Source organism: Klebsiella sp. Q11 (assembly GCF_964241505.1).
Classification (GTDB): domain Bacteria; phylum Pseudomonadota; class Gammaproteobacteria; order Enterobacterales; family Enterobacteriaceae; genus Klebsiella; species Klebsiella michiganensis.
Window position 1 is genome coordinate 283,768 of the sequence record NZ_CAXSXW010000005.1, and the last position, 26,116, is coordinate 309,883.

The 26,116-nt window shown below is 56.0% G+C and carries 24 protein-coding genes and 1 pseudogene; 17 read left to right on the forward strand and 8 right to left on the reverse strand.

What is annotated here, in order from left to right:
- Nucleotides 1–14: 14 nt before the first annotated feature.
- Nucleotides 15–1,025, reverse strand: a complete 1,011-nt coding sequence (adhP, locus tag ACESQ2_RS10350) for an alcohol dehydrogenase AdhP (RefSeq protein WP_046878370.1) — start codon at nucleotides 1,023–1,025, stop codon at nucleotides 15–17.
- Between the two features lie 256 nt (nucleotides 1,026–1,281).
- Between adhP and ACESQ2_RS10355 the strand changes: the two genes are divergently transcribed.
- The 6 genes and pseudogenes from ACESQ2_RS10355 to ACESQ2_RS10380 form a co-directional block, all read left to right on the forward strand.
- Nucleotides 1,282–1,881, forward strand: a complete 600-nt coding sequence (locus ACESQ2_RS10355) for an inorganic diphosphatase (protein WP_373170361.1) — start codon at nucleotides 1,282–1,284, stop codon at nucleotides 1,879–1,881.
- Between the two features lie 260 nt (nucleotides 1,882–2,141).
- The gene (locus ACESQ2_RS10360; RefSeq protein WP_046878369.1) at nucleotides 2,142–2,597 is read left to right on the forward strand and encodes a recombinase family protein; all 456 of its coding nucleotides are present in this window, start codon (nucleotides 2,142–2,144) and stop codon (nucleotides 2,595–2,597) included.
- A gap of 38 nt (nucleotides 2,598–2,635) precedes the next feature.
- Entirely contained in the window at nucleotides 2,636–3,328 is a 693-nt protein-coding gene (locus tag ACESQ2_RS10365; RefSeq protein ID WP_286114201.1) for a hypothetical protein, read from the forward strand.
- 2 nt (nucleotides 3,329–3,330) lie between these two features.
- Complete coding sequence (locus ACESQ2_RS10370) at nucleotides 3,331–3,519, forward strand: hypothetical protein (RefSeq protein WP_042927132.1); 189 nt, start codon at nucleotides 3,331–3,333, stop codon at nucleotides 3,517–3,519.
- 54 nt (nucleotides 3,520–3,573) lie between these two features.
- Nucleotides 3,574–4,053: a type VI secretion system tube protein TssD gene (locus ACESQ2_RS10375; RefSeq protein ID WP_042934095.1), complete on the forward strand. Its 480-nt coding sequence runs from the start codon at nucleotides 3,574–3,576 to the stop codon at nucleotides 4,051–4,053.
- A 77-nt stretch (nucleotides 4,054–4,130) separates the two neighbouring features.
- Nucleotides 4,131–4,637 (forward strand): annotated as a pseudogene (locus ACESQ2_RS10380) (GNAT family N-acetyltransferase); the annotation flags it as partial.
- Between the two features lie 37 nt (nucleotides 4,638–4,674).
- Here ACESQ2_RS10380 and ACESQ2_RS10385 read toward each other — a convergent pair.
- The 4 genes from ACESQ2_RS10385 to ACESQ2_RS10400 form a co-directional block, all read right to left on the reverse strand.
- Nucleotides 4,675–6,135: an ATP-binding cassette domain-containing protein gene (locus ACESQ2_RS10385; RefSeq protein ID WP_373170363.1), complete on the reverse strand. Its 1,461-nt coding sequence runs from the start codon at nucleotides 6,133–6,135 to the stop codon at nucleotides 4,675–4,677.
- Nucleotides 6,136–6,456: 321 nt separating this feature from the next.
- The gene (locus tag ACESQ2_RS10390; protein ID WP_014229295.1) at nucleotides 6,457–8,154 is read right to left on the reverse strand and encodes an NAD-dependent malic enzyme; all 1,698 of its coding nucleotides are present in this window, start codon (nucleotides 8,152–8,154) and stop codon (nucleotides 6,457–6,459) included.
- A gap of 184 nt (nucleotides 8,155–8,338) precedes the next feature.
- The gene (sra, locus tag ACESQ2_RS10395; protein WP_004101955.1) at nucleotides 8,339–8,479 is read right to left on the reverse strand and encodes a stationary-phase-induced ribosome-associated protein; all 141 of its coding nucleotides are present in this window, start codon (nucleotides 8,477–8,479) and stop codon (nucleotides 8,339–8,341) included.
- A 236-nt stretch (nucleotides 8,480–8,715) separates the two neighbouring features.
- Nucleotides 8,716–9,567 (reverse strand): Vmh family MBL fold metallo-hydrolase, encoded by an 852-nt coding sequence (locus ACESQ2_RS10400; RefSeq protein ID WP_032695033.1) that lies wholly within the window; start codon nucleotides 9,565–9,567, stop codon nucleotides 8,716–8,718.
- Nucleotides 9,568–9,681: 114 nt separating this feature from the next.
- Here ACESQ2_RS10400 and ACESQ2_RS10405 point away from each other — a divergent pair, with 114 nt between their 5' ends.
- From ACESQ2_RS10405 to ACESQ2_RS10435, 7 genes are all read left to right on the forward strand, one after another.
- On the forward strand, nucleotides 9,682–10,584 hold the full coding sequence (locus tag ACESQ2_RS10405; protein ID WP_373170365.1) for a LysR family transcriptional regulator: 903 nt from the start codon (nucleotides 9,682–9,684) through the stop codon (nucleotides 10,582–10,584).
- Nucleotides 10,584–11,063: a GNAT family N-acetyltransferase gene (locus tag ACESQ2_RS10410; protein ID WP_046878365.1), complete on the forward strand. Its 480-nt coding sequence runs from the start codon at nucleotides 10,584–10,586 to the stop codon at nucleotides 11,061–11,063. The genes ACESQ2_RS10405 and ACESQ2_RS10410 overlap by 1 nt, the downstream gene beginning before the upstream one ends.
- Before the next feature lie 80 nt (nucleotides 11,064–11,143).
- Nucleotides 11,144–11,575, forward strand: a complete 432-nt coding sequence (locus ACESQ2_RS10415; RefSeq protein WP_004138064.1) for an OsmC family protein — start codon at nucleotides 11,144–11,146, stop codon at nucleotides 11,573–11,575.
- Between the two features lie 114 nt (nucleotides 11,576–11,689).
- Nucleotides 11,690–12,559, forward strand: coding sequence for an oxygenase MpaB family protein (locus ACESQ2_RS10420; RefSeq protein ID WP_049070701.1), 870 nt, complete (start codon nucleotides 11,690–11,692; stop codon nucleotides 12,557–12,559).
- Between the two features lie 199 nt (nucleotides 12,560–12,758).
- Nucleotides 12,759–13,667, forward strand: coding sequence for a cation diffusion facilitator family transporter (locus ACESQ2_RS10425; RefSeq protein ID WP_373170367.1), 909 nt, complete (start codon nucleotides 12,759–12,761; stop codon nucleotides 13,665–13,667).
- 203 nt (nucleotides 13,668–13,870) lie between these two features.
- Complete coding sequence (locus ACESQ2_RS10430) at nucleotides 13,871–14,788, forward strand: bestrophin family protein (RefSeq protein WP_014229301.1); 918 nt, start codon at nucleotides 13,871–13,873, stop codon at nucleotides 14,786–14,788.
- Between the two features lie 192 nt (nucleotides 14,789–14,980).
- Nucleotides 14,981–17,281 carry an FdhF/YdeP family oxidoreductase gene (locus ACESQ2_RS10435; RefSeq protein WP_373170368.1) on the forward strand — a complete coding sequence of 767 codons (2,301 nt, stop codon included), beginning with the start codon at nucleotides 14,981–14,983 and terminating at the stop codon, nucleotides 17,279–17,281.
- A 44-nt stretch (nucleotides 17,282–17,325) separates the two neighbouring features.
- On the opposite strand, the gene ACESQ2_RS10440 is transcribed toward ACESQ2_RS10435, so the two are convergent.
- Together ACESQ2_RS10440 and ACESQ2_RS10445 are read right to left on the reverse strand one after the other, a co-directional pair.
- Nucleotides 17,326–17,943: a LysE family translocator gene (locus ACESQ2_RS10440; protein ID WP_077255408.1), complete on the reverse strand. Its 618-nt coding sequence runs from the start codon at nucleotides 17,941–17,943 to the stop codon at nucleotides 17,326–17,328.
- 85 nt (nucleotides 17,944–18,028) lie between these two features.
- Nucleotides 18,029–18,829: an AraC family transcriptional regulator gene (locus ACESQ2_RS10445; RefSeq protein WP_046878362.1), complete on the reverse strand. Its 801-nt coding sequence runs from the start codon at nucleotides 18,827–18,829 to the stop codon at nucleotides 18,029–18,031.
- Between the two features lie 156 nt (nucleotides 18,830–18,985).
- Here ACESQ2_RS10445 and ACESQ2_RS10450 point away from each other — a divergent pair, with 156 nt between their 5' ends.
- Nucleotides 18,986–19,882 carry a LysR family transcriptional regulator gene (locus tag ACESQ2_RS10450; protein WP_046878361.1) on the forward strand — a complete coding sequence of 299 codons (897 nt, stop codon included), beginning with the start codon at nucleotides 18,986–18,988 and terminating at the stop codon, nucleotides 19,880–19,882.
- A 17-nt stretch (nucleotides 19,883–19,899) separates the two neighbouring features.
- Here the strand turns inward: ACESQ2_RS10450 and ACESQ2_RS10455 are convergent, their stop codons facing one another.
- Nucleotides 19,900–21,309, reverse strand: a complete 1,410-nt coding sequence (locus ACESQ2_RS10455) for an MFS transporter (RefSeq protein ID WP_042945145.1) — start codon at nucleotides 21,307–21,309, stop codon at nucleotides 19,900–19,902.
- A gap of 287 nt (nucleotides 21,310–21,596) precedes the next feature.
- On the opposite strand from ACESQ2_RS10455, the gene ACESQ2_RS10460 reads away from it, so the two are divergent.
- The 3 genes from ACESQ2_RS10460 (at nucleotide 21,597) to mgtA (ending at nucleotide 26,105) form a co-directional block, all read left to right on the forward strand.
- A complete protein-coding gene (locus tag ACESQ2_RS10460; RefSeq protein ID WP_046878360.1) occupies nucleotides 21,597–22,109 on the forward strand; it encodes an anti-virulence regulator CigR family protein in 513 nt (170 codons plus the stop codon).
- Between the two features lie 412 nt (nucleotides 22,110–22,521).
- Entirely contained in the window at nucleotides 22,522–23,217 is a 696-nt protein-coding gene (locus tag ACESQ2_RS10465; RefSeq protein ID WP_025108277.1) for an MgtC family protein, read from the forward strand.
- A gap of 155 nt (nucleotides 23,218–23,372) precedes the next feature.
- Nucleotides 23,373–26,105, forward strand: coding sequence for a magnesium-translocating P-type ATPase (mgtA, locus tag ACESQ2_RS10470; RefSeq protein WP_025108278.1), 2,733 nt, complete (start codon nucleotides 23,373–23,375; stop codon nucleotides 26,103–26,105).
- Nucleotides 26,106–26,116: the final 11 nt, after the last annotated feature.

The window sequence follows — 26,116 nt, forward strand, 5'->3', positions numbered from 1 at the left end:
GAGAGGTCCGAAGATTAGCGGCGGAAATCAATGACCATACGGCCGCGAATCTGTCCCTGTTCCATCTCTTTGAAGATGGCGTTGATATCGTCCAGCGGACGCAGGGTCACTTTCGGTACGACTTTCCCTTCCGCGGCAAACTGGAAGGCTTCGGTCAGGTCCTGACGGGTACCGACCAGCGAACCCACCACTTCGATACCGTCGAGGACCAGACGCGGAATGTCCAGGCTCATCGCTTCCGGAGGCAGGCCTACCGCCACCACGCGTCCACCCGCGCGAACCGCATCCACCGCTGAGTTAAACGCCGCTTTGGCGACGGCGGTTACCACCGCGGCATGCGCGCCGCCGGTTTTCTCATGAATAATTTTGGCTGCGTCTTCGCTGCGGGAGTTGATGGTCAGGTCCGCGCCCATTTCCGCGGCCAGCTTCAACTGTTCATCATTAACGTCAAGGGCGATGACTTTGGCGTTAAACACGTTTTTGGCATACTGCAGCGCCAGATTGCCGAGGCCGCCGAGGCCATAAATGGCAATCCACTGGCCGGGTTTGATATGTGAGACTTTGACCGCTTTATAGGTGGTGACGCCCGCACAGGTGATGCTGCTGGCCGCCGCAGAATCGAGCCCGTCCGGCACTTTGACCGCATAATCGGCCATGACGATACACTCTTCCGCCATACCGCCATCCACGGTGTAACCGGCATTTTTCACCGAGCGACACAGCGTTTCGTTGCCGCTGTTACAATATTCACAATGCCCGCAGCCTTCGAAGAACCACGCCACGCTGGCGCGATCGCCCGGCTTCAGAGAATGAACGCCGGGGCCGACCTGCTGCACAACGCCCACGCCTTCATGGCCCAGAATGACCCCGGTTTTATCGCCAAAGTCGCCGTTCTTAACGTGCAGGTCGGTGTGACATACGCCGCAGCAATCCATTTTTAAAAGGGCTTCGCCATGTTGCAGGGGACGAAGCGTTTTTTCCGTAACATTGACCTGATGATCTTGCGTGACGACAGCAGCTTTCATTCTGTTCTCCTTATTGAACATAAGCGTATTAACACAATTTTGTTTTTTACGCATGCTAAGGTTTAGCTTAAATCTTCATTAAATCAAGGGAATAATAGATATTCCTTGCCGGGGTGAGCTTGGTGCGCCGATTTTTTAATCAGAATTATTAATGAAATTCGCGTCACATCACTGTCATCGTTACGTCATACACGCTTCATTTGCGGCCTCTATCGTTCTGCTTTTCAATTTCTTATTACGATAGAGCGACACGACAATGCATCTGGTAAAAACACTCCTTGCCTCAGGCCTTCTGCTTTCAGCTACCGTTCAGGCGCAGAACGTACTGGATTTCCCGCAGCCGAAAAACAATCCTGAAGAGTTTTATGCCGTGACTGAAATTCCCGCGGGCGGCATTATCAAATATGAAACCGACGCCAAAACCGGCTTTCTAATCGCCGATCGTTTCCAGTCAATGCCGGTGGCCTATCCGGCTAACTACGGTTCGCTGACGCAATCCCTGGCAGGGGATGGCGATCCGCTGGACGTGGTGTTTTATACCCGCGCGCCGATGGCGCCGGGAACGCTGATTAAGCTGCGCGCGATTGGCGTGCTCAAGATGATTGATGGCGGCGAGAAGGACGACAAAATCATTGCCGTTCCGGCAAGCAAAATCGACCCAACCTACGATGACATCAACACCATCGGCGATCTGCCGAAAATCGAGCAGGAGCGTTTGCAGGCTTTCTTCCGCGTTTACAAACAGCTGCCGGAAGGGCGTAAAAAAGTGGAGCTGTACGGCTTTAACGATGCCGCCGCCGCGAAGCAAGAAATTAAAGCGGCATGGGATGCCTGGAAAGAGAAAAATCCGCAATAAGCGGAAAAACAGGCATCGCCCGGTGCCTGTCGCTTTTTCTTCGCTTTATTCTCCGCAGAGTGAGGTAATACGGGGGACTACGCCGGAACCGCCGAAATTTCCGTTACCCTGCGTCCTTTTCTTCAGCCCCAGCGTGGCGACGATGCGCTCGAAATTGCTTTTTTCACGGGTAATAAGTCCAGGTCAATCTCACTGCTGACGTTGTCTCATATCACTGGTACGATATAAATCTCTTTCACGGCCCTTATACGTACATATTTATGACAGAAATACGCATTGGCTATGCCCGATGTTCAACTGACCGCCAGGATCTGGCTCAGGCGGCAGTTCGCCAGGGAGACACGCTGGTCGTACCGAAACTGGACAGGCTGGCCCGTTCAGTTCCGGATGCAAGAGATATTGCTGATGCCCTTCAGGCCCGTGGCGTGAAGCTGGCGCTGGGCAACAGCCTCTACGACCCTGCAGATCCGATGGGTAAGATGTTCTTTAATGTGCTGGCGACGTTTGCCGAGTTTGAAGGCGACCTGATACGTCTTCGCACGCGCGAAGGGATGGCCATCGCCCGGGCTAAAGGAAAACTGCGGGGGAAGCAGCCGAAGCTGTCAGATAAACAGCAGAAAGAGCTTTGCATGATGCGCGGAAGCGGCGAGTACTTGGCTGAATTATTCTCCGTCTCCCGCCCCACGGTCTATCGGACGCTTTCTCGTGGGAAATAATGGTTAACCGGATTTAATGAAATAAGCAAGGAGCGGCTATGTACTACAGAAATGAAGTTATAAGTTATTTGCAGGCTAATAAAATTCTTGCGTTAAAACTCGACCACGCATTAAAGGATGTAGGAAAAGACGTATCAAATCAGATTGAAAGGATCGGTGCAGGCGCAATGCGTGTGCTGTATTATACATCCTGCTTTACTGATGAATATCAGGACGTATGCCAGAAACAAAAGTCCGAAGATATCCGATTTACTAAAGGCGTTTATCATATTATAAGACATGGAGATGTTGTGTATGAAATGCTTAGGATTTACTTTGAAGAAGTATTCCGATACAAAACGTCCGATCAACTAGAGCACATCAAACAACTGTTAATGGCAGTAAATATTCATATTGCCGCAAGTTCACTCACAAATACAGGATTTGCTTTAGCAACAGCATCATTTGTCGCTGCAGGCATGAATTTAAGCCTTGAACTCAGTGCACTGGCAGGGAGAAGAGCGGGAGGTGTTGTTGGGGTTATTGGTTTATATGGCGTTGTGCAGAAAGCGGCAGATAGTGCGCGTCGTCTTCATATTACTTGTCCAGCGTACTACTCGGCGCTATATGCACAAGAGCTGGAAATGATGTACTTCCTGATAGAGCCATTGTTTGAACGAGCTGAGGCGTTTAATGCACAATGGGTATCGGATGGTGAGATTGCAGACATCATCACCAGGATGATTCGATAATCATGATGAGTCTTATTAAAAGGTTTTTCAGACGGATATTCAGGTCATTGATATCGATGTACGGTCCTGCCTTATTGACACTTTTATTTGCAATTGTCCTTTTTCAAATTTTCCCTGATGGACCAATATGGCCTGTCCCCATATTCTGCATTTTTGTGATCGTTGTTTTTTATCGATACGTGAAATGGTAATCATCAAAACATCAAAATTTAGCATTGTTTGACATTTATTTATAAGGAAATGCTATGTCTACACCCGCACATTTATGGCTCGAAGATGAAAATGGTTCGCCGATTGTTGGCAGTTGCCTAATGCCACTTCGCCTGGGTTCAATCGAATTAAAATCATTCTCTCACGGTGTCACTATTCCGGTTGACCCGAGCTGGGGAAAACTTACAGGTACACGCGTTCACCGCCCTATAACGATAGTGAAAGAATTTGATCAGACAACACCACTTCTATACCGCGCGGTCTGTGAAGGCCGGACCATGAAAAAGGCTACAATTAAGATGTACCGCATTCTGGAATCGGGCATCGAGGCCGAGTATTTCAATATCATTCTTGAAAACGTCAAATTCACAACGGTCGCACCATTCCTGTCTCCTAACGGTATGAGTAGTACTCACCTTGAAACGCTTGAATTGCGTTATGAAGCAATTACATGGAAGTATACGGAGGGTAATATTGTCTATCGTGATTCATGGAACGATCGTTGTTGTGCCTGATGACAAGGGGTACCAAGGGAGGCCATTGCCTCACTTGGCTCTGACGAGGAGATAAAATGATCGACTTAACCGCCAGGATTGATATCGTTACCGGCTATCGTCCGGGAATGATTGGCCGCATTACGCAGATGCACGGCGAGTACTATGCGAAGCATTATGAATTTGGTCACTTTTTCGAGAGCAAAGTGGCCAGCGGGCTAGCGGAGTTTTCCGGTCGTCTTGAGAAACCGTGCAACCGGGTTTGGCTTGCCGTTCAGGGTGAGCAGATTGTCGGATCGGTGGCGATTGACGGCGAGGATCTTGGTAATAATGAAGCGCATCTGCGCTGGTTTATCCTTGACGATAGCTGCCGGGGAAGCGGCGTTGGCCGACGTCTGCTGAATGAAGCGATGGCCTTTTGCGATAGCCAGAACTTCGCCGCGGTGCGGCTGTGGACCTTCAGCGGGCTGAACGCCGCCCGCAGGCTGTATGAATCCTTTGGCTTTACGCTGGATAAAGCGTGGCAGGGGGATCAGTGGGGGCGGATGATGACCGAGCAGCAGTTTAGTCGGGTCAAACCGGCTTCGCCTGCCGGCGCGGAATAATCTCCCGGCGCGGATCGCCGCGCCGGGAGAGCGCCTGTTAGCCTAATAACGTCGCAATCGTTGTTATCTCCTTGCGCCACTGCGCCTGCAACTGCGGTTTTTGATGTTTTGGTTTGCGCGCCAGATCGTCGGCCAGCAGCTGCTCAAGCGTGACTAACCGCTCCAGCAGCGCATCCTGGTCCTCCTCCGGTTCGCTACTGTTCACCGTCACGGCCTGCGTCGCCGGACGACGAACGGCGGTGCGCAAAATCTCATACACCTCTTCGCTGCTGTGCCATTCGCTCAGCCCGCGCTCGTCGATAAGCCAGAAGCGATTGCAGCTGCGGTTAATGAGCTCGCGATCGTGGCTCACCAGCAGCAGGCCGCCGGGATAGTCGCGCAGCGTAGCCGCCAACGCCGTTTTGCCATCCATATCTAAATGGTTGGTGGGCTCATCCAGCAGCAGCAGGCTATAGCGCGCCAGAGAGAGGCCGACGAACAGCAGGCGCGAACGCTCGCCGCCGTTACGGCCCATCACCGCCACCCGATCGCCGCTTTTCAGGCGAGCCAGGCCCGCGGTAAACAGGGCCGGTAGACCGGGCGCGGGGGGAACGGGGAGCTGTTCCATCTCCAGCAGTCGGTCAGCCCGCAGCATGTCGCCGTGGAGCGCCAGCCGCCAGGGGGTGCCCATGGTCAGCTCGGTTTGGCTCTCCTTCAGGCGTTGAACCTGCTTCTCCATCTGCTTGGCTTTGCGGGAGAGATCTTCGTTGTCATAGGTCCGACCCCAGATAGCCAGCCGTTTGGCGCTGGCGGCGACCCGGTCGATCTCCTTTTGCTCGGCTTTATGGCGCTGCGCATCGCTGGCGTCCTGCTCTTCCAGCGCCCGGCGGGCGGCGCTGCAGGGCAGGGAGAAGGCGTGCAGCGTTCTGTCGCGCAGGATCCAACTGGAATTAGTTACAGCATCCAATAAGATATTATCATGCGACACCAGAACGAAGCTCCCCTGCCAGGTTTGCAGGAAGCTTTCCAGCCACAGGAGGGTCGGCAGGTCGAGATGGTTTCCCGGCTCATCCAGCAGCAGGAGATCCGGCTGCTGAATCAGCGCCCTGGCAAGCAGCAGCCGGGTATGCTGACCGCCGCTCAGGGTTGACGCCCGCTGCGCGGCCTCATCTGGCGTAAAGCCCATCTCTGCCAATAGCCTCTCCGCTTGCCAGCGCTGACTCTCACGCTCAGGGGCGGGAAGTTTCGCCAGTACTACCTGCAGCAGGGGCTGCGCTAACAGCGCATCGGGTAGATGCTGTTCCACACGCGCCATCAGACAGTGACTGGCCAACGCCACGCAGCCCGAACTGGGCACGATCGTGCCGTCCAGCACCTGTAGCAGGGTACTTTTTCCGCAGCCGTTATAGCCAATCAGGCCAATACGGTCGCCTTTTTTCAGGGTAAAGGAGAGGTTTGTGAACAGCGGGCCAAACGCCGTATCAACATGAAGAGATTGTGCAGTTAGTAATGTGCTCATTGTGAACTTACTCAAGAGTTACAGGCATGTGAATGCCTCGTCAAACATCGCTGACGATAACCCGGTAAGCCCGAGGGAAGGGAGTTAGTCTATGGTTTCTTCGCTCAAGCTGAAGTTATCGCAGCACGATACCGATAACGCTTGAGCAGGTGCGATCGCCAAATGCACGTGAAAAAAACATTTCACAGTACGACATGGGATCCTCCTTTTTTATTCAGTGAGTTGATGGGTGCTGGCAGTGTAGAGGGAGAAAGTGGTTTTGACCAGATGAGAATAAAAAAAGGCCTGCAAAGCAGGCCCCCTGTATGACTCATCTTCCGGTTAAATCGACGTGCGCCGGTAGTTCCGGTACTCCGGCTGCCAGAAGTTATCGGCGATCGCCTGCAGCAACGCTTCGGCGGAGGTTTTCACCGCCACGCCCTGTTCCTGGGCGATTTTGCCTACCGCAAACGCGATAGCGCGTGAAACGCTCTGAATATCCTTCAGCTCCGGCAGAACCGGGCCTTCACCGTTATTCACCAGCGGCGAATGTTTCGCCAGGGTTTCGCTGGCGGCCATCAGCATCTCATCGGTCACGCGCGATGCGCCCGAAGCGATAACGCCGAGGCCAATTCCCGGGAAGATATAGGAGTTATTGCACTGGGCGATAACGTACTGTTTGCCTTTGAGGGTGACCGGGGCAAACGGGCTGCCGGTGGCGACCAGCGCCGCGCCGTCGGTCCAGCTGAGGATATTCTGCGGCGTGGCCTCCACCCGGGAGGTCGGGTTGGAGAGCGGCATCACGATTGGCCGCGGGCAGTGCTTGTGCATCTCGCGGATAATCTCTTCGGTGAACAGCCCCGGCTGCCCGGAAACGCCGATCAGGATATCCGGTTTGACGTTGCGCACCACGTCGAGCAGCGACAGCACATCATTCGTGGTGTCCCACGCTTGCAGGTGCTCACGCTTTTGCACCAGTTTGCTCTGGAACGGCAGCAGGTTCGGCATGGCGTCGGTCAGCAGACCGAAACGGTCAACCATAAAGACGCGTTTACGGGCTTCCTCTTCGCTTAACCCTTCGCGCTGGATTTGCGCGACGATCTGCTCTGCGATACCGCAGCCCGCGGAGCCGGCGCCGAGGAAGACAATTTTCTGCTCGCTCAGCTGGCTGCCCGCGCCGCGGCTGGCGGCGATCAGCGTACCGACGGTGACCGAAGCGGTTCCCTGGATATCATCGTTAAAGGAGCACACTTCGTGGCGATAGCGGTTGAGCAGGGGCATGGCGTTTTTCTGCGCGAAGTCTTCGAACTGCAGCAGTACGTCCGGCCAGCGGGCTTTAATCGCCTGGATAACGTCGTCGACAAACTGATAGTACTCGTCGTCGGTGATGCGCGGGTGGCGCCAGCCCATATACAGCGGATCGTCCAGCAGCTGCTGGTTGTTAGTACCGACGTCCAGCACCACCGGCAGCGTGTAGGCCGGGCTGATACCGCCGCAGGTGGTATACAGCGACAGTTTGCCGATAGGAATGCCCATCCCGCCGATACCCTGGTCACCGAGGCCGAGAATACGTTCGCCGTCGGTCATCACGATAACCTTAACGTTGTGGTTCGGTACGTTTTGCAGAATATCGTCGAGGTTATTGCGGTTCTGATAAGAGATAAACACGCCCCGGGCGCGACGATAGATCTCAGAGAAGCGTTCACAGGCGGCGCCGACGGTCGGGGTATAGATAACCGGCATCATTTCGTCGAGGTGGTTGCCGACCAGGCGGTAGAACAGCGTTTCGTTGGTATCCTGGATATTGCGCAGGTAGATGTGCTTGTCGATCTCGGTTTTAAATCCCTGGTACTGGATCCACGCGCGTTCAGCCTGTTCTTCGATGGTTTCGACCACTTCTGGCAGCAGGCCCAGCAGGTTGAAGCTGCTGCGCTCTTCCATGCTGAAGGCGCTGCCTTTATTGAGCAGCGGAAATTCAAGCAGCACGGGGCCGGCGTAAGGGATGTATAGAGAGCGGTTTTTCTTATGAGTGAATTGCATCGCACTAACTCCTTGATAATCGCTTCAGCCCGGGCGCGGCGACAGGCGGGGGGCTGGCAGGGAATGGCAGCGGGCAGAGTATAAAGCAGAAGGCATCAAAGGAGGGTAAACATGAGGCCGATAGTCTTAAAAAAACACCATCCCGGGGAGAGGACGGTGTTTTTATCATCATTTAGCTGAAAAGTTAGCCACCGCGGCGCTTGCGGCCGGTGGCGCGAACATGGTTAACCGTGGTTTCCGCATCGCCTTCCAGCAGCACTTTTTTCTGCTGAGAAAGCTTGTAGTTCAGACCAAGAAGATGACGTGCCTGTTGGTTCGATTTCATTCTTACTCCTTTATCCTGTGTCGGTTTCAAGGACAAGCCCGACGGGTGTCGGACGAAATTTAACCCTTAAGTACGCCGCGCATTTTTAGCGCGGCGATAATCATCGTGGCCCATTTTGCCGGGTTTAGCAACGTTGAGTCGGCAGATTAAGAACAGTCTTTTTAGCGAACCCCGGTTCGTCGGCCGGACAGGAGGTCACCCGCCATCCGGCAGAAAGACCCGCACGTTAGCCAGTCTTACCACTTCATTTCGCCGGTATTCACTTTGGCGCTCAGATCCAGCGAACTCTCTTCCGCGAGTCCCGGCCAGCGCTGTTTCATCGCCTTGATAACGCCGGCGGAATCTTTGTGCGCGTTGAGCGCCTGCTCGAACTGGGTCAGATAATCGCGGGTAAAGGTAATTGCGCGGTCGCCTGCGGGCGGAGTCCCCAGGTAATGGCCGGGGATCACCTGCTGCGGATGCAACGCGGCCATCTCGTCGAGCGTACTTATCCACTGCTGGCGGCTTTCGACGCTCTGGGTATCCGCCGTCCAGACGTGCATGCCCCACGCCACGCCGGTCCCGCCAAGAATGGCTTTATTCGCCGGGATCCAGACATAGGCGGCATAATTTTGCGGCTGGCGGATCTCAACCTTTTCGCCGTCGATGGTGAAGGTGTTTGCCGTCAGCGCTTGCGGGACGTAAACCTGCTTCGGCGCGCCGTCCTTCATCTGCGGGCCCCAGTAGGCCAGTTTGGCCGCTTTGGTGGCGTTAATGTGTTTAACCACTTCCGCGGTCGCCACCACGTTGACATCCGGGAAAGCCTTCACCAGCGGCTCGAGGCCGAAATAGAAGTCCGGATCGCCGGAGGTAATCACGATGCGGGTCAGTTTTTTACCGCTTTTCTTAATCATTTCAACCAGCTTCTCGCCATCTTTGACGCTGAATTGAGCGTCAAACAGCACCGCTTCATGCGGGCCGGAGGCGAGGGTGGAGTTAACCGCGAAAATGCCGTTCTCCTGCGGGTTGTAGGTTTGCAGCGTTAGGGGCGCGGCCAGAACTGACGTGCTGAACAGCGTGGTCGCGATAGCAAGGGCAGATAATTTCATATTCGTTTTCTCTTGGTCAGGTGAATGAGCGCTATTGTACGGATTTCATGATTTGCGAAAATTCCTGAAAAAAGAGATGCTGAGTTTCATAAAACGTGCAGATGGAAATCAGTTATGGATCGGGTAATTGCCGCGCAGGTGTATATGCGCATTTGTGAACTGGGGAGCTTAAGCGCCGCCGCCCGCGCGCTGGGGATGTCGCGTCCGATGGTCAGCCGCTATCTGGAACAGATGGAGCAGTGGGCGGGAACCCGGCTGGTCCATCGCTCAACTCGCAAACTGACGCTCACGGCTGCGGGGGAAAAAGTGCTGCAAAAAACGCGCACCCTGACGCAGCTGTCGGATGAGATCGCCGGGCAAAGCGAGCGTGCGATCCCCAGCGGGACGCTGCGCGTCGCCTGCGCTCACTTTACGGCGATGCAGCTGATTTCGCCGCTGCTACCCGATTTTCTCGCCCGTTATCCGCAGCTGCGCCTTGAGCTGGATATCAATAATCACCCGGTCAGCCTGATCGGCGAACGGATCGACGTGGCGATTCGGATCACCGACAATCCGGAGCCCGGGGCTATCGCCCGCCGCCTTGGCGTGTGTCGTTCGGTGCTGTGCGCGTCGCCGCGCTGGCTTCAGCAGAACGGTCCGCTGCAAACGCCGGAAGATCTCGCTCGTCACAACTGCCTGCATTACAGCCATTTTGCCAGCCAGACCTGGCAGTTTAGCGACGCCAGCGGCGAAAGCGTGGCGGTGGCGGTTTCCGGCAACCTTAGCGCCGGGATCTCCTCGCTGCTGATGGAGGCGGCGGTCGCCGGCTGCGGCATCGCGATGCTGCCGGAGCTGGAGGCGCAGCGGGCGCTCAACAGCGGGGCGCTGAAACAGGTTTTACCGGCCTGGCGGCCAAAAGCGCTAAGCGTATATGGTATTTACCTTTCTCGGGACTATCAGCCAACCGCGCTGCCGCTGTTTCTCGGTGATATTCAGCAGAAACTGGCGCAAACTCACGATATAAAAGGAACCCTTTAATGATAGTGCTTCGCCCAATGCGCGATATGGAATACCCCGCGTATCTCGACTACTTTATCCCCGACTACGCGGCGGAAATCTCCGCCAATTACGCGCTCTCGCCGGCGGCCGCGTTAGCCCAGGCGCAGCGCGAAATCGCCGCGGATCTGCCCGACGGCGTCAATACTCGCGGCCAGGTTTTATGCTGCTTATTCGATGACAGTGACGGCGCAGAAAAGCGGGTCGGCTATCTCTGGTACAAGCCTGACGAAGAAATGCGCTCCGCCTTTATCTGCGATTTTTATATTTATCCGGCGTTTCAGGGACAGGGCCTGGGTAAACAAGCGATGGCGGCTTTTGAGCATGCGCTGAAAAGCCAGGGGATCGGCCAAATTAAACTGCGCGTGGCCGGGGATAATCAGCGCGCGCGCCATCTCTACGACGCCGCGGGTTTCCGCGTTACCGGCGTTAATATGAGTAAAAATATCCCGACGGATTGATCTGAAAAACGCCGCGCGCCGCCCAAATGCCTTAGGGGGTTCTATACTTAACCCTTTCATATCAAAAAAGGAGCGATATTATGGCAATCCATAAGAAAGGTCAGGCGCATTGGGAAGGGGATCTGAAAAGCGGAAAAGGAACCGTCTCGACCGAGAGCGGCGCGCTGAACCAGCAGCCTTATGGTTTTAACACCCGTTTCGAAGGCGTCAAGGGCACCAACCCGGAAGAGCTTATCGGGGCCGCCCATGCCGCCTGTTTCTCCATGGCGCTCTCGCTGATGCTGAGCGAAGAGGGCTACACCGCCACCTCCATTGATACCGTGGCGGTGGTGACGCTGGATAAGTCCGGCGGCGGCTTTGCCATCACCCAAATCGCGCTGCAGAGTAAAATTGTGCTGCCAGGCATTGAGGCCGATGCGTTTGACGGCATCATTCAAAAAGCCAAAGCCGGTTGCCCGGTGTCGCAGGTGCTGAACGCGGAGATAAGCCTCGACTACCAGCTCAATCCATAAGCTCACTGGCGCCCGCTATCGGCGGGCGCTCCTGCCCTAAAAGCCATCGTTGGCAAATGCCCCCGGCGTTAATAAATGCTATCTTTCTCGCTCACGGATCAGAGCAGGTGGGTAATGACCAGCATACGCGGAATGATTGAAGCTCAGGTTCTGGGCTTAACCGGCATGGCGCTAAAAGAGATCGATTTTGAACACCCCAAAGGCGAACCGGGGCTATTTGGTCCGCAGTCGGCCATCTGGCAGGTTCATGGCGATTTTACCTCCATGCTCTGCGGCGGCGTCAGCGCGCTGCTGTTACAGATGCTGCATCCTCTGGCACTGGCGGGCGTCTGGGATCACTCAAATTTCCGCGAAGATATCTTTGGCCGCCTGCGCCGTACCAGCCAGTTTATTTCCGCCACCACCTTTGGTACCACCGCCGACGCCGAACGGCTGATCGCAAAAGTGCAGGGGATCCACCTGCGGGTGAGCGGCAAGGATAAAGACGGCACGCCCTATCAGGCCAGCGACCCGGCGCTGCTCACCTGGGTTCATGTCGCCGAATGCAGCAGCTTTATGGCCTCGCACCTGCGCTACAAGCGGACCGTGGTCAGCGCCGCCCGCCAGGAGCAGTATTATCAGGAGGCCGCCGAAATTGCCCGCCGCCTTGGCGCTCGGGATATCCCGGTAACGCCGCGACAGGTTGCCGACTACCTGCAGGATATGCGCCCAACGCTGCGCTGCGATGAGCGAACGCAGGAAGTTGCCGACGTCCTGCTATCGACCCGCCTGCCGGGGCGCCTGAGTCAGCCCGTCGGGCGAATGATGATGTGCGCCGGGATTGACCTGCTGCCGCCGTGGGCGCAGGCGATGCTCAATTTGCCGATGAGCGCGCTGCAGCGGCACAGCGCACGAATTGCGGTACACGGCGTCGCCCGCGTACTGCGCGCGTCGGTGCGTAACGGCGCGTATCATTGCGCAATGCGCCGGATGAATCAGTTTTAATTATTCAGGCTGCGTTTTTACGCCAAAAATATAGCCATGGCTATTATTGTCATGGCTATATTTTTTAAAAACAAACTATTCTCATTTATATATTTGACAGCAATAAAAATAAGTAAATATTCTCTTAACGGCGGCGGATTATTCAGGAAAAATTAAGCCAAATCGCGTACGTTATTTCTTTTTTTACGGGGAAGTCATCATGGCGAAAATGACTGACGATGGTCAGCGCGCCCAGGTTGCGCGTAAAACGACGCTGGTCAGCGTGGTGGTCAATCTTTTTTTATCCAGCGCCCAGGTTCTGGCGGGCGTTTTTTCCGGTTCGCAGGGATTAATTGCCGATGGTATTCATTCTCTTTCCGATTTAGTCGCTGATTTCGTCGTGCTGTTGGCCAATAAAAAAAGCGGCAAACCCTCGGATAGCGATCATCACTACGGACACCGGCGCTATGAAAACGGCGCTTCACTGGTGATTAGCGCGCTGCTGTTACTGGTTGGCGCGGGTATGCTGTGGTCCGCCTGCGGCAAACTGCTGCATCCGGCGTCTATCCCGAGCGTGCATATTACCGCTCTGTGGGTGGCGCTCGCCGCGCTGACCGCCAAAGAGATGTTATTCCGCTACATGCTCAGGGCGGCTAAACAAATTCAGTCGTCCATGCTGATTGCCAACGCCTGGCACGCCCGCTCGGATGCCGCTTCGTCGGTGGTGGTCGCGGTCGGCATCATCGGTAACCTGGCCGGCTTCGCCTGGCTCGATCCGGTGGCCGCGCTGGCCGTCGGCGCGCTGGTCACCCGCATGGGCTATACCTTTTCGTATGACGCCCTCCATGACTTGATGGATCGGTCAGTGGATAGCGACAGCGAGCAGCAGATAATCACCACTATTCTGGCAACGCCCGGCGTCGTGGCGCTGCATGACCTGAAAACCCGACGCGCCGGCGATGGGATCCTGGTCGATGTACATATCGAGGTGCCGGGAGATTTATCGGTGGCGGAAGGGCACGATATTGCGCTGTTGGCCCGCGCGCGGGTGCTAAACAGCCAAAACGTGCTGCATATGATGATTCATATTGACCCTTGCCGCTCGGATAGCGACGCGATTATCGCTTAGGTTATTCCCCTGAACACTTAAGGGCTTTGTCAGCCTGCGGATAATATTGCCTGTGAAATAAAAAAGGACCATAATCCAGCGGCTATTCTTTCATCGCTGATAAATAGCCGGCTGACGCCGTGTCGTGTTTTTAAACAATATAAAAAGGCAATCGCATAATAGAAAGTATCTATTATTCGTTCGAAACTTCAGGAAGTAAAACAATGATTATCCGGCCAGAACAACACTGGTTCCTTCGCTTGTTTGACTGGCACGGCTCCGTGCTGTCAAAAATCGTCTTTCGCCTGCTGCTTAACCTGATGATGTCGATTATCGCGATCATCAGCTATCAATGGTACGAACAGCTGGGTATCCATCTTACCGTCGCGCCGTTTAGCCTGCTGGGGATCGCCATTGCCATTTTTCTTGGCTTTCGCAATAGCGCCGGATACAACCGCTTTGTTGAAGCGCGCAATTTGTGGGGAACGGTGCTGATTGCCCAGAGAACGCTGGTGCGCCAGCTGAAGAATATCCTGCCGGCCGAAAGCGCAGCCCATCAACGCCTGGTGAGCTACCTGGTGGCGTTTAGCTGGAGCCTGAAGCATCAGCTGCGCAAGACGGATCCGAGCGCCGATTTAGCGCGTCTGCTGCCGGCGCAAAGCGTGGCGGAAATTCTCGCCAGTTCGATGCCAACCAACCGCATTCTGCTGCTGGCAGGCGATGAGCTTGGGCGCCTGCGCGCAGAAGGGAAGATCGGCGATGTCACCTTCAGCCTGATGGACAATAAGCTTGATGAGCTGGGGCACGCGCTGGGCGGCTGTGAGCGCCTCGCCAGCACCCCGGTGCCCTTTGCCTACACGCTCATTTTGCAGCGCACCGTGTATCTGTTCTGTACGCTGCTGCCGTTTGCGCTGGTCGGCGATCTTCACTATATGACGCCGTTCGTGTCGGTGTTTATCTCCTACACCTTTCTGTCGTGGGATTCGCTGGCGGAAGAGCTGGAGGACCCGTTCGGTACCGCAGCCAACGATTTGCCGCTGAACGCGATGTGTAACACCATTGAGCGCAACCTGCTGGATATGACCGGCCAGCATCCCTTACCGGAGAAACTGGCGCCGGATCGCCACTACAATCTGACCTGATTTTTGTATGTTTATTATTCGTTAAATAAGTTAAATCTAACGTGTGATAGATAACATTGATTATACAGTCACCGCCCTGATTGTTATGCTTTCGTTAACAAAAACACCCGTTATCCTGGCTGGTAACGGGTGATAAGAGATCGTGCGGCGTTTCACCTGCCATACGCCGCCGAAAGCGCATCAGGAGTGAACATGAGTAACAGAAGACGCGTCGTTCCCGGCGTCCATCCCTATGATGGTCCGGCGGGCGGCTGGGGTGCCTTAAAAGCCACCGCTATCGCCGTTCGTACGCAAATGGATGCGCTCGATGCCCCCGCCACGCTGCTGCGGACCAATCAGCCGGATGGCTTTGATTGTCCCGGCTGCGCCTGGCCCGACAAAGAGCATAAATCGACGTTTCAGTTCTGCGAAAACGGCGCCAAAGCGGTGACCTGGGAAGCCACCAGTAAACGGGTCACGGCTGAGTTTCTCGCGGCTAACACCGTGACGTCGCTGCTGGCGCGCAGCGATTTTGAGCTGGAAGGCTACGGGCGCTTAACCCAGCCCCTGGCCTACGATAAGGCCAGCGATACCCTGCGTCCGGTCTCATGGGACGCGGCGTTTACCCGCATCGGCGCCATTCTTCGTACGCTGCAGCCCAATGAAGTCGAGTTTTATACCTCCGGGCGCGCCTCTAACGAAGTGGCCTTCCTGTTCCAGCTGTTTGCCCGCGAATATGGCACCAACAACTTTCCGGACTGCTCCAATATGTGCCACGAGTCGACCAGCGTCGGCCTGCCGCAGTCCATCGGCATCGGTAAAGGGACGGTCTCCCTCGATGACTTTGATAAGGCCGAGCTGGTTATCTCTATCGGCCACAATCCCGGAACCAACCATCCGCGCATGATGGGCACGCTGCACGAACTGGCGCGCCGGGGGGTACCAATTATCGTTTTCAACCCGCTAAAAGAGCGGGCGCTGGAGCGTTTCGCCGATCCGCAGAACGTCATTGAGATGGCGACCTACGGCTCAACCAACATCGCGTCGACCTATTTCCAGGTCAAAGCGGGCGGCGACGCGGCGGCGCTTAAGGGTATCGCGAAGGCGCTGCTCCGGCTGGAAGCAGAGCAGGGCGAGGTGCTGGATCGGGCGTTTATCGATGAGCATACGCTGGGCTTTACCGAATTTGCGCAGGATGTGGACGCGACGCCGTGGCCGGATATTGAACGCGAGTCCGGCCTGACGCGCGGCGATCTTGAACGGGTAGCGGCGGCTTACGCTAAATCTAACGCCACGATTATCACCTACGGTATGGGCATCACCCAGCACAATAAGGGCACCTCTAATGTACGCCTGATAGCCGACCTGCTGCTGATGCGCGGGAATATCGGCAAGCCGGGGGCCGGGATCTGCCCGCTGCGCGGACACTCCAACGTACAGGGCAACCGTACCGTCGGCATCACTGAAAAGCCGAGCCCCCAGTTTCTCGCCAACCTGCAGCGGGTGTTTGGTTTTACGCCGCCGCAGGAACATGGTCACGATGCGGTAAAAGCGCTACAGGCGATGATCGACGGCGAATCGAAAGCGCTGCTCTGCCTTGGCGGGAACTTCGCGGTGGCTATGCCGGATAGCGAACGGGCTTTTCCGGCGATGCGGGGGCTGGATCTGAGCGTGCATATTGGCACCAAGCTGAATCGCTCGCATCTTCTGGTGGCCAATGAGACCTTTATCCTGCCGTGCCTTGGCCGAACCGAACTCGATATTCAGGAGACGGGACGCCAGTCAATCACCGTGGAAGATTCGATGTCGATGGTGCACGCGTCGTCGGGCAAGCTGAAACCCGGTTCGCCAGAGCTGCGATCGGAGCCGGCGATTGTCGCGGCGATGGCCATGGCGACGCTGCCGGAAAGCAATGTTGACTGGCTGTCGCTGGTTGCCGACTACGATCGCATTCGCGATCTGATCGAGCAGACCATTCCCGGCTTTGACCAGTACAACCAGCGTATTCGCCATCCCGGCGGTTTTCGCATGCCGCTGCCGCCGACGGAGCGTATCTGGCCGACGCCGACCGGCAAAGCGATGTTTTCCGTTTTTCACGGGGTGCACGAGAACCAGCAGGTAGCAGGGCATGACGTGATGCGCCTGGTGACGCTGCGCAGCCACGATCAGTACAACACCACCATTTACGCCATGGACGATCGCTACCGCGGCGTGTTTGGCCGTCGCGACGTGTTGTTTATGAACGAGCAGGATATGGCTGAGCAGGGATTCGAACACGGCGATCGGGTAGATATCAGCTCCGCGCTGCCGGGCCACCATCAGCGGTTGGAAGATATCACCCTGGTCGCCTACAGCATCGCGCCGGGCACCGTTGCCGCCTATTACCCCGAAGCCAACGTGCTGGTCCCTCTGGATTATCTCGATAAAGAGAGCGGCACGCCGTCGTATAAATCGGCGCCCGTCCGTTTAACGCTGCGCTCGAAAGAGATCCGCGCGCTGGCGGGGCTTCGCTAAAGCGCCGTTTGCCCGCGGCGATCGTCGCGTCGTGGGCAAAATCGCTACCTCTGCGCCAGAATCAGCTTAATCCCCAGCCCGACAAAACCGGCGGCAAAGCAGGCTCTCAGCCCCTGTAACACCCGCGGACGCGACAGCACGTATCCGCGCATCGCCGCCGAAAAGGCGCCATAGAGCATAAAAACCAGCAGCGTCATCAGCATAAAAACGGCGCTCAGGATCAGCATTTCTCCGATCGGCGAAGCCGAGCCGCGCTGGATAAACTGCGGCAGAAAGGCGAGAAAGAAGAGCGGCAGCTTGGGGTTAAGCAAATTAATCAGAATCGCGTGGCTGATGACCTGGCGCGGGTTGCGTTGCTCGATGCCCTCCACGTTCAGGCTGCCGCGCTGGGTCAGGGTGGCCCATGCGAGGTACAGCAGCCAGGCGACGCCGGCGTACTTCACCAGCTCGAAGGCGCCGGGGGTGCTGTGGAGGATGGCCGCCAGCCCGGTTATCGCCGCCAGCATATGCGGAATAATGCCCAGCGTGCAGCCGAAGGCCGCGGCAAAACTCATGCCTCTGCCCGCCGCCAGGCCGGTGGCAATGGTGTAAAGCGTCCCGGTGCCGGGGGCGATGACCACAATCAGCGAAGTCAAAAGAAACTCAGGGGTGATGAACGCCATGATGTCATTCCTGTTGCAGAGAATCGAGGCCCTGAGTATTTCGCAAAGCCGCGCGCCGGTATTGAACAAAATTGCACAACGTCGGCTAGCGACTCGCCTGATAGCTGCCTGGGGTCATGGCGAACTGCCTTTGAAACGCGCGGGTCAGATGGCTTTGATCGGCAAAGCCGGCCATGAAGGCGGTATCGGCGGGGGAGTGACCTTCGGCGAGCAGGCGGCGCGCCAGACGCAGGCGGGCCTGTACCAGATAAGCGTGCGGCGTGATGCCGGTTTCGCGAGCGAAGCCGCGGATCAGCTGAAAGCGGCTGAGGCCGCAGAGGGTAGCAAGCACCTCGAGAGAGATTTTCTCTTCGGGGGCATCATCGAGATATTGCCTGGCCAGCGCGATGGAGGGGGTACCGCGTTTATCAGGCCGCCGTGCGCAGAGATGGTATCGGCTTACCCGCATCAGGCAGAGCAGTAGCGCCTCTTCTACGGCGGTATCTTCGGGGGCGCTGGTGACAATCTCGCTAAACAGCCGCTGCATCAGTCCGCGCAGCTGCGGGTCCTCGACCACCGGGCGCAGGAGAATATCTTCGGCCTTTATCGCCCCCTGAAATTCAGCGGCAACCCGCTCGGGATCGAGATAGATCATCTGCCAGCTGCGCGGGCCATTCAGCGGGATACCGTCGTGCATCTCCCCCGGATTAACCATAATGATATTTCCGGCGGCGGCCTCAATTTTGCCCAGATGGCTCCACGAACGCTGCGCGCCCTGAGTGAAAATCCCGATGCCGAACTGGTCGTGGGCATGGCGCGGAAAACTCTGTTCCGTGACTAACGACATGGCTTCTAGTCCCGGCATGGTGAGCCGGTGCTGCTGAACGTGATGAAGGCGAGTTTTCAACGGTTTCTCCTGCCGGGGCATAGCATGAGTGTAGCCTCAGGCACGCGGGACGAGCAACGGTCCACCGGCGCTTGAATTTCATCAACGCAGAACATAACATTTAGCTAACATTTTGTCTGCTGCGCTGCCAGCAGATTGCGCAAACAGTGGATGATAATGGATATTAAACAGCTTAAGTACCTGATTGCGCTCGACAGAACACGACATTTCGGCCAGGCCGCGGCGGCCTGCCATATCACCCAGCCCACGCTATCGATGCGTATCCGCAATCTTGAAGAAGAACTTAATCTGACGCTGATTCAGCGCGGGCAGCGGTTTGAAGGGTTTACCCCAGAGGGCGAGCGTATTCTGGCCTGGGCGCGAGCGCTGCTGGCGGCGCACGACGGGCTGGAGGCGGAGGCGGCTATCTGTCGCGGGCAGATGGTCGGCCAGCTAAGAGTCGGGATGGTGCCTTTAGCCAGCCTGAATCCGATGCAGCTGATCAAGCCGCTGGCGGATAAATACCCGGAACTGCAGTTCAGTCTGCTGTCCATGACCTCGGAACAGATTATCGACGGCGTTAGCCGCAACCAGCTGGATCTGGGGATCTGCTATCTGCACCACGTCGATAGCCAACTGTTCAACGTGGTCTGGCTGCCGAATACCCGCATGGGGCTGCTGCACGATAGGCGTCATTATCAGTTTGCCGACGCGACGCCTGAGTGGGATACCCTGGCCGCGCTGCCGCTGGGCTTTCTGACCAAGGGCATGTACTACCGTGAATCGATTGAGATGAGCTTTAAGGCCAAGGGGCTGGCGCCAAAATACGTTTTTGAAAGCGACTCCACGTTTCAGATCATCCAGGCGGTGCAGGCCGGGATCTGCTGCGCGATTATGCCGCTGAACAACGGCCTCGAAGCGCTAAGCGATAATCTGGAAATCAGGCCGATCCCCGAGACGGAGGTCGACTCGATGCTGGCGCTGATCATGCGCAACAAAGAGCCGGTGTCGTCGCTGGCGGAAAAATGCTTTGCCGATGCGCAGGTGATTTTTAGCGAAGCCGCCGCCGGCTAGCCCGGCGGCAGCTACCGTCAAATATTCTCCAGACTGATCCCGCGAGTTTTTGGACCAAAGATGCCCACCGACAGCATCACCATCAGCATGCTGGCGACGATAAAGCTAATCACGCCTGGGGTACCGGCGTATTGCAAAATAATGCCGATCAAAATGCTGGTGATCGCCGTCGACAGCCGGCTAAAGGAGTAGCAGAAGCCGACCGCCCGCGCGCGAATGTGGGTCGGGAAAACTTCGGCCTGGTAGGCGTGATAGCTAATGGTCAGCCAGGCGTTTGACCAGGTGATCATAAACCCGCAAATCACCAGCAGCACCGGGCTGTTCTGCAGGGCAAACAGGGTGCCAAACACCACCGTCATCAGCGCGGAAAGCACAATTTGCCATTTGTTTTCAAAACGATGAACGAAGCGGGTGCAGAACAGACAGCCAATCGGATAGGCGAGGGTAATAAAGAACGCGTACAGCAGGCTGTGGGTGATGCTCGCCCCCTGACCGGAAAGCAGGGCCGGTAGCCAGTTGCCGAAGCCAAAGAAGCCGATGGCCTGGAAGAAGTTCATTACCATCAGCATGATCGTACGTTTGCGGTACTGCGGCGCCCAGATCGCTTTAAAGCTTCCCAGCCTGCGCGGGTTATCCTGCGTCTCAACCTGGTGGCGCGGCGAGGGAGAAACGCCGCAGCGCTGTTCCATTTCGCACATCACCTTATGGGCTTCCTCGTGGCGGCCTTTTTCATCCAGCCAGCGCGCCGACTCCGGCAGCTTCTTGCGGATAACCCAGATAATCAGCGAACAGAGCGCGCCGAAGATGATCACCCAGCGCCAGCCGGTCAGGCCGAAAAGGGTAATCGGCACCAGCAGCCACGACATCAGCGCCACGGCGGGGACCGATAAAAACTGAATAAAGAAGGCGAAAGCGAAGGCTTTATTGCGCAGATGCGTCGGCACCCATTCGCTTAAATAGGTGTCGATGGTCACCAGCTCAATGCCGAGACCGACGCCGACCAGAAAGCGGCAGAAGATAACCCCTTCGGCGCTGCTTTGCAGGGCCATCATCAGCGAAAATACGCCGTACCAGGCGAGGGCAAACATAAACGTCAGGCGGCGGCCCAGTTTATCCGCCAGCGGCGCAAGCAGGCTGGCGCCAATAAACAGCCCCATAAAGGTGGACGACGCGAAGGCGGCTTGGTCGGAGATACCGAAGATACCCTGCTCGCCGGTATGGAAAATATCCTCTGCCAGCAGCCCGGTGCTGATATAGCCGGTCTGAAAAAGATCGTACAGCTCGAAGAAGCCGCCCAGCGCCAGGAGGGTGATAAAAGACCACAGGCCAACGGAGGCGGGCAGCGCATCGATGCGAGCGGTCAGGCTGGAGTGGGGATGTCCTGGGGCGGCGAACGCGGCGTCGCCCAGAACCTGGGTGGTAGACATATTATTATTTTCCTCAGATAAAATGTTTGCCTGCTAATGTTATTTGATTGTTAATGGTTTTAAATTTTTAATCGCATCGGGGGAGAGAGATTTGCAGAATAAAATAATGCCAATGTGGTTTGGCTGGCGTTGTATGCTGGTTTTCGCCTGTGGCCCGGCCGCGGAGTGAAGGAATTCACCATCGGGCCGCAAAGTTTGACCTGAAATAAATTTAAGATAACGAGAGATTGTTGCGCTCAGGTTATTCACCTACATTCAAAGCGAGTACTCCCACTCAGGAAAAAATCATGTCCAGTAAGAAAGTCCTACAGGCAGCGCTGGCGGCGGCGCTTTCGCTGTCAATGATGGCCACGCCAGTTTTCGCCAACCCGGGTAATGGCAACGGCGGCGGTAATCATGGTAATAGCGGTAACCATGGCAATAACGGTAACAACGGCAATAGCGGTAAAAACAACGTTGATAAGGGCAACCAGGGTCATAAAGAAGGAAGCCCGGGGCAGAGAAAAAACTACGGCAAACCCGATCATGTCTCTGACGATATCAGCTTCTCCAGAGCGCGATCGCTGGCGGTAAACTACGGTTTAACCGGCTATCAGTCGCTGCCGCCGGGAATCGCCAAAAATCTGGCTCGCGGTAAACCCTTACCTCCGGGTATTGCAAAAAAAGCGGTTCCGGCATCGATGCTCAACGAACTGCCTTACTATCCTGGCTATGAATGGCGCGTGGTGGGCCAGGATTTAGTGCTGATCGCGCTGAGTACGGCGATCGTGACGTCGATAATTAATGGCGTCTTTGACTAGTGAATTAACCCCGGTTCGCGCCGGGGTTAATCCTGACGGGCAGGCTTAGCGCATTAAGGTCATTCTAAACAAATCGTCACTAAAGCGAGATTTTAACTTTACTCAAATAATTGAATGACTATAATGAGCACAAATTCACACAGGAGAAATATGTTGGACAGTCACCCTTACTTAAACATCAAGGCAAGCTGACGCTATTTTTTCTGCGCTGCTTGCCAACCGGCGGGCAGCAATCTCCTCATCCAGACGATTGCATCCCATAAAAAATAACGCAGCATGGCTGCGAGGATAATCGTCATGTTCATGTTTAAAAATACATTATTCCCTCCACCGTCAACGCGACGTTAATCGCCTCTCTGGCGACAATTTGTCGTGTGCTTAATAAAGCACGTAGTTAATTCTTCCAGCAAAAATGGAGGAAGCTATGTTGATGTTTCCTTATATCGCAAATTTACTCGCCGCGATGCTGTTGGGCGCGCTGATTGGCGCCGAAAGACAGTGGCGTCAGCGGATGGCTGGCCTGCGCACCAATGCGCTGGTCGCCACCGGCGCGGCGGTTTTTATTCTGAGCTCGATCTCCACATCGCCGGATAGTCCGGGACGTATTGCCGCGCAGGTGGTTTCCGGAATTGGTTTTCTCGGCGCCGGGGTCATCATGCGGGAAGGCATGAACGTGCGCGGCCTGAACACCGCGGCAACCCTGTGGTGCTCTGCGGCGATTGGCGTCCTGTGTGGCTTAGGCCAGTTCTGGCAAGCGGCGGCGGCAACGCTGATCATCCTGTGCGCCAATATTCTACTCCGCGAAGCGGCGCAGAGAATTAATCAGATCCCCGGCGCGACAGAAGAAGAAAAATGCTACGTCCTGAATATTATCTGTCATAGCGAACATGAAAACGCGATTCGTCAGCTATTGCTTAATATCAGTAAAGAGATGACGCTCAGCTTGCAGGGGCTGGTGTCGATAGCAGCAAAAGAACAAGGACATAAAGAAATCCGCATCGAACTGGTTGGTAATACCGACTCCCGCAAAGCGCGAGATCTTATTATGTCAAGAATTGGCGGTGACGAAAACATTACGTCAGTGCGCTGGTGCGTCGAGGGGAGTTAGCCTCCCTGATATTCTACTCTGGCAATGATTTGTCTAAGGAGGGAATGATGGATATTCCCAGGCAATTAAAGTAATAAGCGTTTAATAACGTAAAAATGAATTATGCATAAGTCAATTATGCAGGGATAACGACGTCTTAAATTTGAGGAATAATCATGACTGACATGAAAATAGAAAACCGGAAAATAAACCGGTCTGCGTCAGAAAATGATAAGCAGCATAAAAAAAGCTTCGCCATTGAAACCGAGGCATTTAACAGCCCGGATCATACGCTGGCGCGGCTCAACAGCAGCCGTCAGGGGCTCACCACCGAAGATGCCCTTGAACGGCTGAATGAATATGGCCGCAATGAAGTCGCGCACGAGCAGGCGCCGCCGGCGCTAATCCAGCTTTTGCAGGCATTCAATAACCCGTTTATCTATGTCCTGATGGCGCTGGCCGCCGTCAGCTTCGTGACCGATTACTGGCTACCGCTGCGTAACGGCGAAGAGACCGATCTGACCGGGATTATTATTATCGTCACGATGGTCAGCCTGAGCGGGTTATTGCGTTTCTGGCAGGAGTTTCGCACCAACAAAGCGGCGCAGGCGCTGAAATCCATGGTTCGCACCACGGCGACGGTGCTGCGTCGCGGTCCTGGTAACATGGGGCCGGCGCAGGAGGAGATTGCCATTGAGGAACTGGTGCCCGGTGACATCATCTTCCTGGCGGCGGGGGATCTGGTTCCGGCGGATGTCCGCCTGCTGGAGTCCCGGGACCTGTTCGTCAGCCAGTCGATACTTAGCGGCGAATCGCTACCGGTGGAAAAGTATGATGTTCTGGCCAGCGTGTCCGGCAAAGGGTGCGACAGGCTTCCCGAGCCGAACAAAGATAAAAGCCTGCTGGAGATGGGCAATATCTGTCTGATGGGCACCAACGTGACCAGCGGCAGGGCGCAGGCGGTGGTGGTGGCTACCGGAAACCGCACCTGGTTTGGTTCGCTGGCGAAGTCCATTGTCGGTACGCGCACCCAGACGGCGTTCGACCGTGGGGTAAACAGCGTCAGCTGGCTGCTGATCCGTTTTATGCTGGTGATGGTGCCGATTGTGCTGCTGATTAACGGCTTCAGCAAAGGAGACTGGGTTGAGGCATCGCTGTTTGCCCTGGCGGTCGCGGTGGGCCTGACGCCGGAAATGCTGCCGATGATCGTCAGCTCAAACCTGGCGAAAGGCGCTATCGCCATGTCGCGGCGCAAAGTGATCGTCAAGCGGCTGAACGCTATTCAGAACTTTGGCGCCATGGACGTGCTGTGCACCGATAAAACCGGCACGCTGACACAGGACAATATCATTCTTGAGCATCATCTTGACGTCAGCGGCAGCGAGAGCGACCGGGTGCTGACGCTGGCGTGGCTCAACAGCAGCAGCCAGAGCGGGGCGCGCAACCTGATGGACCGGGCGGTGCTGCGCTTTGGCGAGGGGCGGATTGCGCCAGCGACCAAAGAGCGCTTCGTAAAGCTTGATGAACTGCCGTTTGATTTTGTCCGCCGTCGGGTCTCGGTGTCGGTGGAAGATGTCCGCCACGGCGATAAAAGCCTGATCTGCAAAGGCGCGGTCGAAGAGATGCTGATGGTGGCCACGCATCTGCGCGAAGGCGACCGCGTGGTTGCGCTGGATGAAACCCGCCGCGATCTGCTGTTAGCCAAAACGCAGGATTACAACGCCCAGGGTTTCCGCGTGCTGCTGGTCGCGACCCGCAAGCTGGATGACTCCGCCCTGACAACCCCGCTGTGCGCCGCGGATGAGCAGGGGCTGACGGTCGAAGGGATGCTGACCTTCCTCGATCCGCCGAAGGAGAGCGCGGGAAAAGCGATTACCGCGCTGCGCGATAACGGCGTGGCGGTCAAAGTATTGACCGGCGATAACCCGGTGGTCACGGCGCGTATTTGCCTGGAAGTGGGGATTGATGCCCACGGTATCCTGACCGGCGCGCAGATTGAAGCGATGACGGATAACGAACTGGAGCGCGAAGTGGAAACGCGTTCGGTATTCGCCAAACTGACGCCGCTGCAGAAGTCGCGCATCCTGAAAACGCTGCAGAAAAACGGCCACACCGTCGGCTTCCTCGGCGATGGCATCAACGATGCGCCGGCGCTGCGCGATGCGGACGTCGGTATTTCCGTCGACAGCGCGGCGGATATCGCCAAAGAGGCATCCGATATCATCCTGCTGGAAAAGGATTTGATGGTGCTGGAAGAAGGGGTGATCAAAGGGCGTGAGACCTTTGGCAATATCATTAAGTATCTGAATATGACCGCCAGCTCTAACTTCGGCAACGTCTTCTCGGTACTGGTGGCCAGCGCGTTTATTCCGTTTCTGCCGATGCTGGCGATTCATCTGCTGATCCAGAACCTGATGTACGATCTCTCTCAGCTCTCGCTGCCGTGGGACAAGATGGATAAGGAATTCTTGCGTAAGCCGCGCAAGTGGGATGCGAAAAATATCGGCCGCTTTATGCTGTGGATTGGCCCGACGTCGTCCATTTTTGATATCACCACCTTCGCGCTGATGTGGTACGTGTTTGCGGCGAATCACGTCGAAGCCCAGGCGCTGTTCCAGTCCGGGTGGTTTATTGAAGGGCTGCTGTCGCAAACGCTGGTGGTGCATATGCTGAGAACGCAGAAAATTCCGTTTATCCAGAGTCGGGCGACGTTGCCGGTGCTGCTCACCACCGCGGTCATTATGGCGATGGGCATCTACATTCCATTCTCGCCGCTGGGGGCGATGGTCGGGCTGGAGCCGCTGCCGCTGAGCTACTTCCCGTGGCTGATCGCGACGCTGCTCAGCTACTGCCTGGTCGCGCAGGGCATGAAGCGTTTCTATATCAAACGCTTTGGTCAGTGGTTCTGATGATAAGGAGG

Coding starts and splice junctions, on each gene's coding strand:
- ACESQ2_RS10420 (WP_049070701.1), top strand. CDS start 11,690: ATGACCAGCATACGCGGAATGATTGAAGCTCAGGTTCTGGGCTTAACC.
- ACESQ2_RS10415 (WP_004138064.1), top strand. CDS start 11,144: ATGGCAATCCATAAGAAAGGTCAGGCGCATTGGGAAGGGGATCTGAAA.
- adhP (WP_046878370.1), bottom strand. CDS start 1,025: ATGAAAGCTGCTGTCGTCACGCAAGATCATCAGGTCAATGTTACGGAA.
- ACESQ2_RS10385 (WP_373170363.1), bottom strand. CDS start 6,135: ATGAGCACATTACTAACTGCACAATCTCTTCATGTTGATACGGCGTTT.
- ACESQ2_RS10450 (WP_046878361.1), top strand. CDS start 18,986: ATGGATATTAAACAGCTTAAGTACCTGATTGCGCTCGACAGAACACGA.
- mgtA (WP_025108278.1), top strand. CDS start 23,373: ATGACTGACATGAAAATAGAAAACCGGAAAATAAACCGGTCTGCGTCA.
- ACESQ2_RS10360 (WP_046878369.1), top strand. CDS start 2,142: ATGACAGAAATACGCATTGGCTATGCCCGATGTTCAACTGACCGCCAG.
- ACESQ2_RS10405 (WP_373170365.1), top strand. CDS start 9,682: ATGGATCGGGTAATTGCCGCGCAGGTGTATATGCGCATTTGTGAACTG.
- sra (WP_004101955.1), bottom strand. CDS start 8,479: ATGAAATCGAACCAACAGGCACGTCATCTTCTTGGTCTGAACTACAAG.
- ACESQ2_RS10455 (WP_042945145.1), bottom strand. CDS start 21,309: ATGTCTACCACCCAGGTTCTGGGCGACGCCGCGTTCGCCGCCCCAGGA.
- ACESQ2_RS10365 (WP_286114201.1), top strand. CDS start 2,636: ATGTACTACAGAAATGAAGTTATAAGTTATTTGCAGGCTAATAAAATT.
- ACESQ2_RS10435 (WP_373170368.1), top strand. CDS start 14,981: ATGAGTAACAGAAGACGCGTCGTTCCCGGCGTCCATCCCTATGATGGT.
- ACESQ2_RS10400 (WP_032695033.1), bottom strand. CDS start 9,567: ATGAAATTATCTGCCCTTGCTATCGCGACCACGCTGTTCAGCACGTCA.
- ACESQ2_RS10410 (WP_046878365.1), top strand. CDS start 10,584: ATGATAGTGCTTCGCCCAATGCGCGATATGGAATACCCCGCGTATCTC.
- ACESQ2_RS10375 (WP_042934095.1), top strand. CDS start 3,574: ATGTCTACACCCGCACATTTATGGCTCGAAGATGAAAATGGTTCGCCG.
- ACESQ2_RS10370 (WP_042927132.1), top strand. CDS start 3,331: ATGATGAGTCTTATTAAAAGGTTTTTCAGACGGATATTCAGGTCATTG.
- ACESQ2_RS10390 (WP_014229295.1), bottom strand. CDS start 8,154: ATGCAATTCACTCATAAGAAAAACCGCTCTCTATACATCCCTTACGCC.
- ACESQ2_RS10440 (WP_077255408.1), bottom strand. CDS start 17,943: ATGGCGTTCATCACCCCTGAGTTTCTTTTGACTTCGCTGATTGTGGTC.
- ACESQ2_RS10460 (WP_046878360.1), top strand. CDS start 21,597: ATGTCCAGTAAGAAAGTCCTACAGGCAGCGCTGGCGGCGGCGCTTTCG.
- ACESQ2_RS10355 (WP_373170361.1), top strand. CDS start 1,282: ATGCATCTGGTAAAAACACTCCTTGCCTCAGGCCTTCTGCTTTCAGCT.
- ACESQ2_RS10465 (WP_025108277.1), top strand. CDS start 22,522: ATGGAGGAAGCTATGTTGATGTTTCCTTATATCGCAAATTTACTCGCC.
- ACESQ2_RS10425 (WP_373170367.1), top strand. CDS start 12,759: ATGGCGAAAATGACTGACGATGGTCAGCGCGCCCAGGTTGCGCGTAAA.
- ACESQ2_RS10430 (WP_014229301.1), top strand. CDS start 13,871: ATGATTATCCGGCCAGAACAACACTGGTTCCTTCGCTTGTTTGACTGG.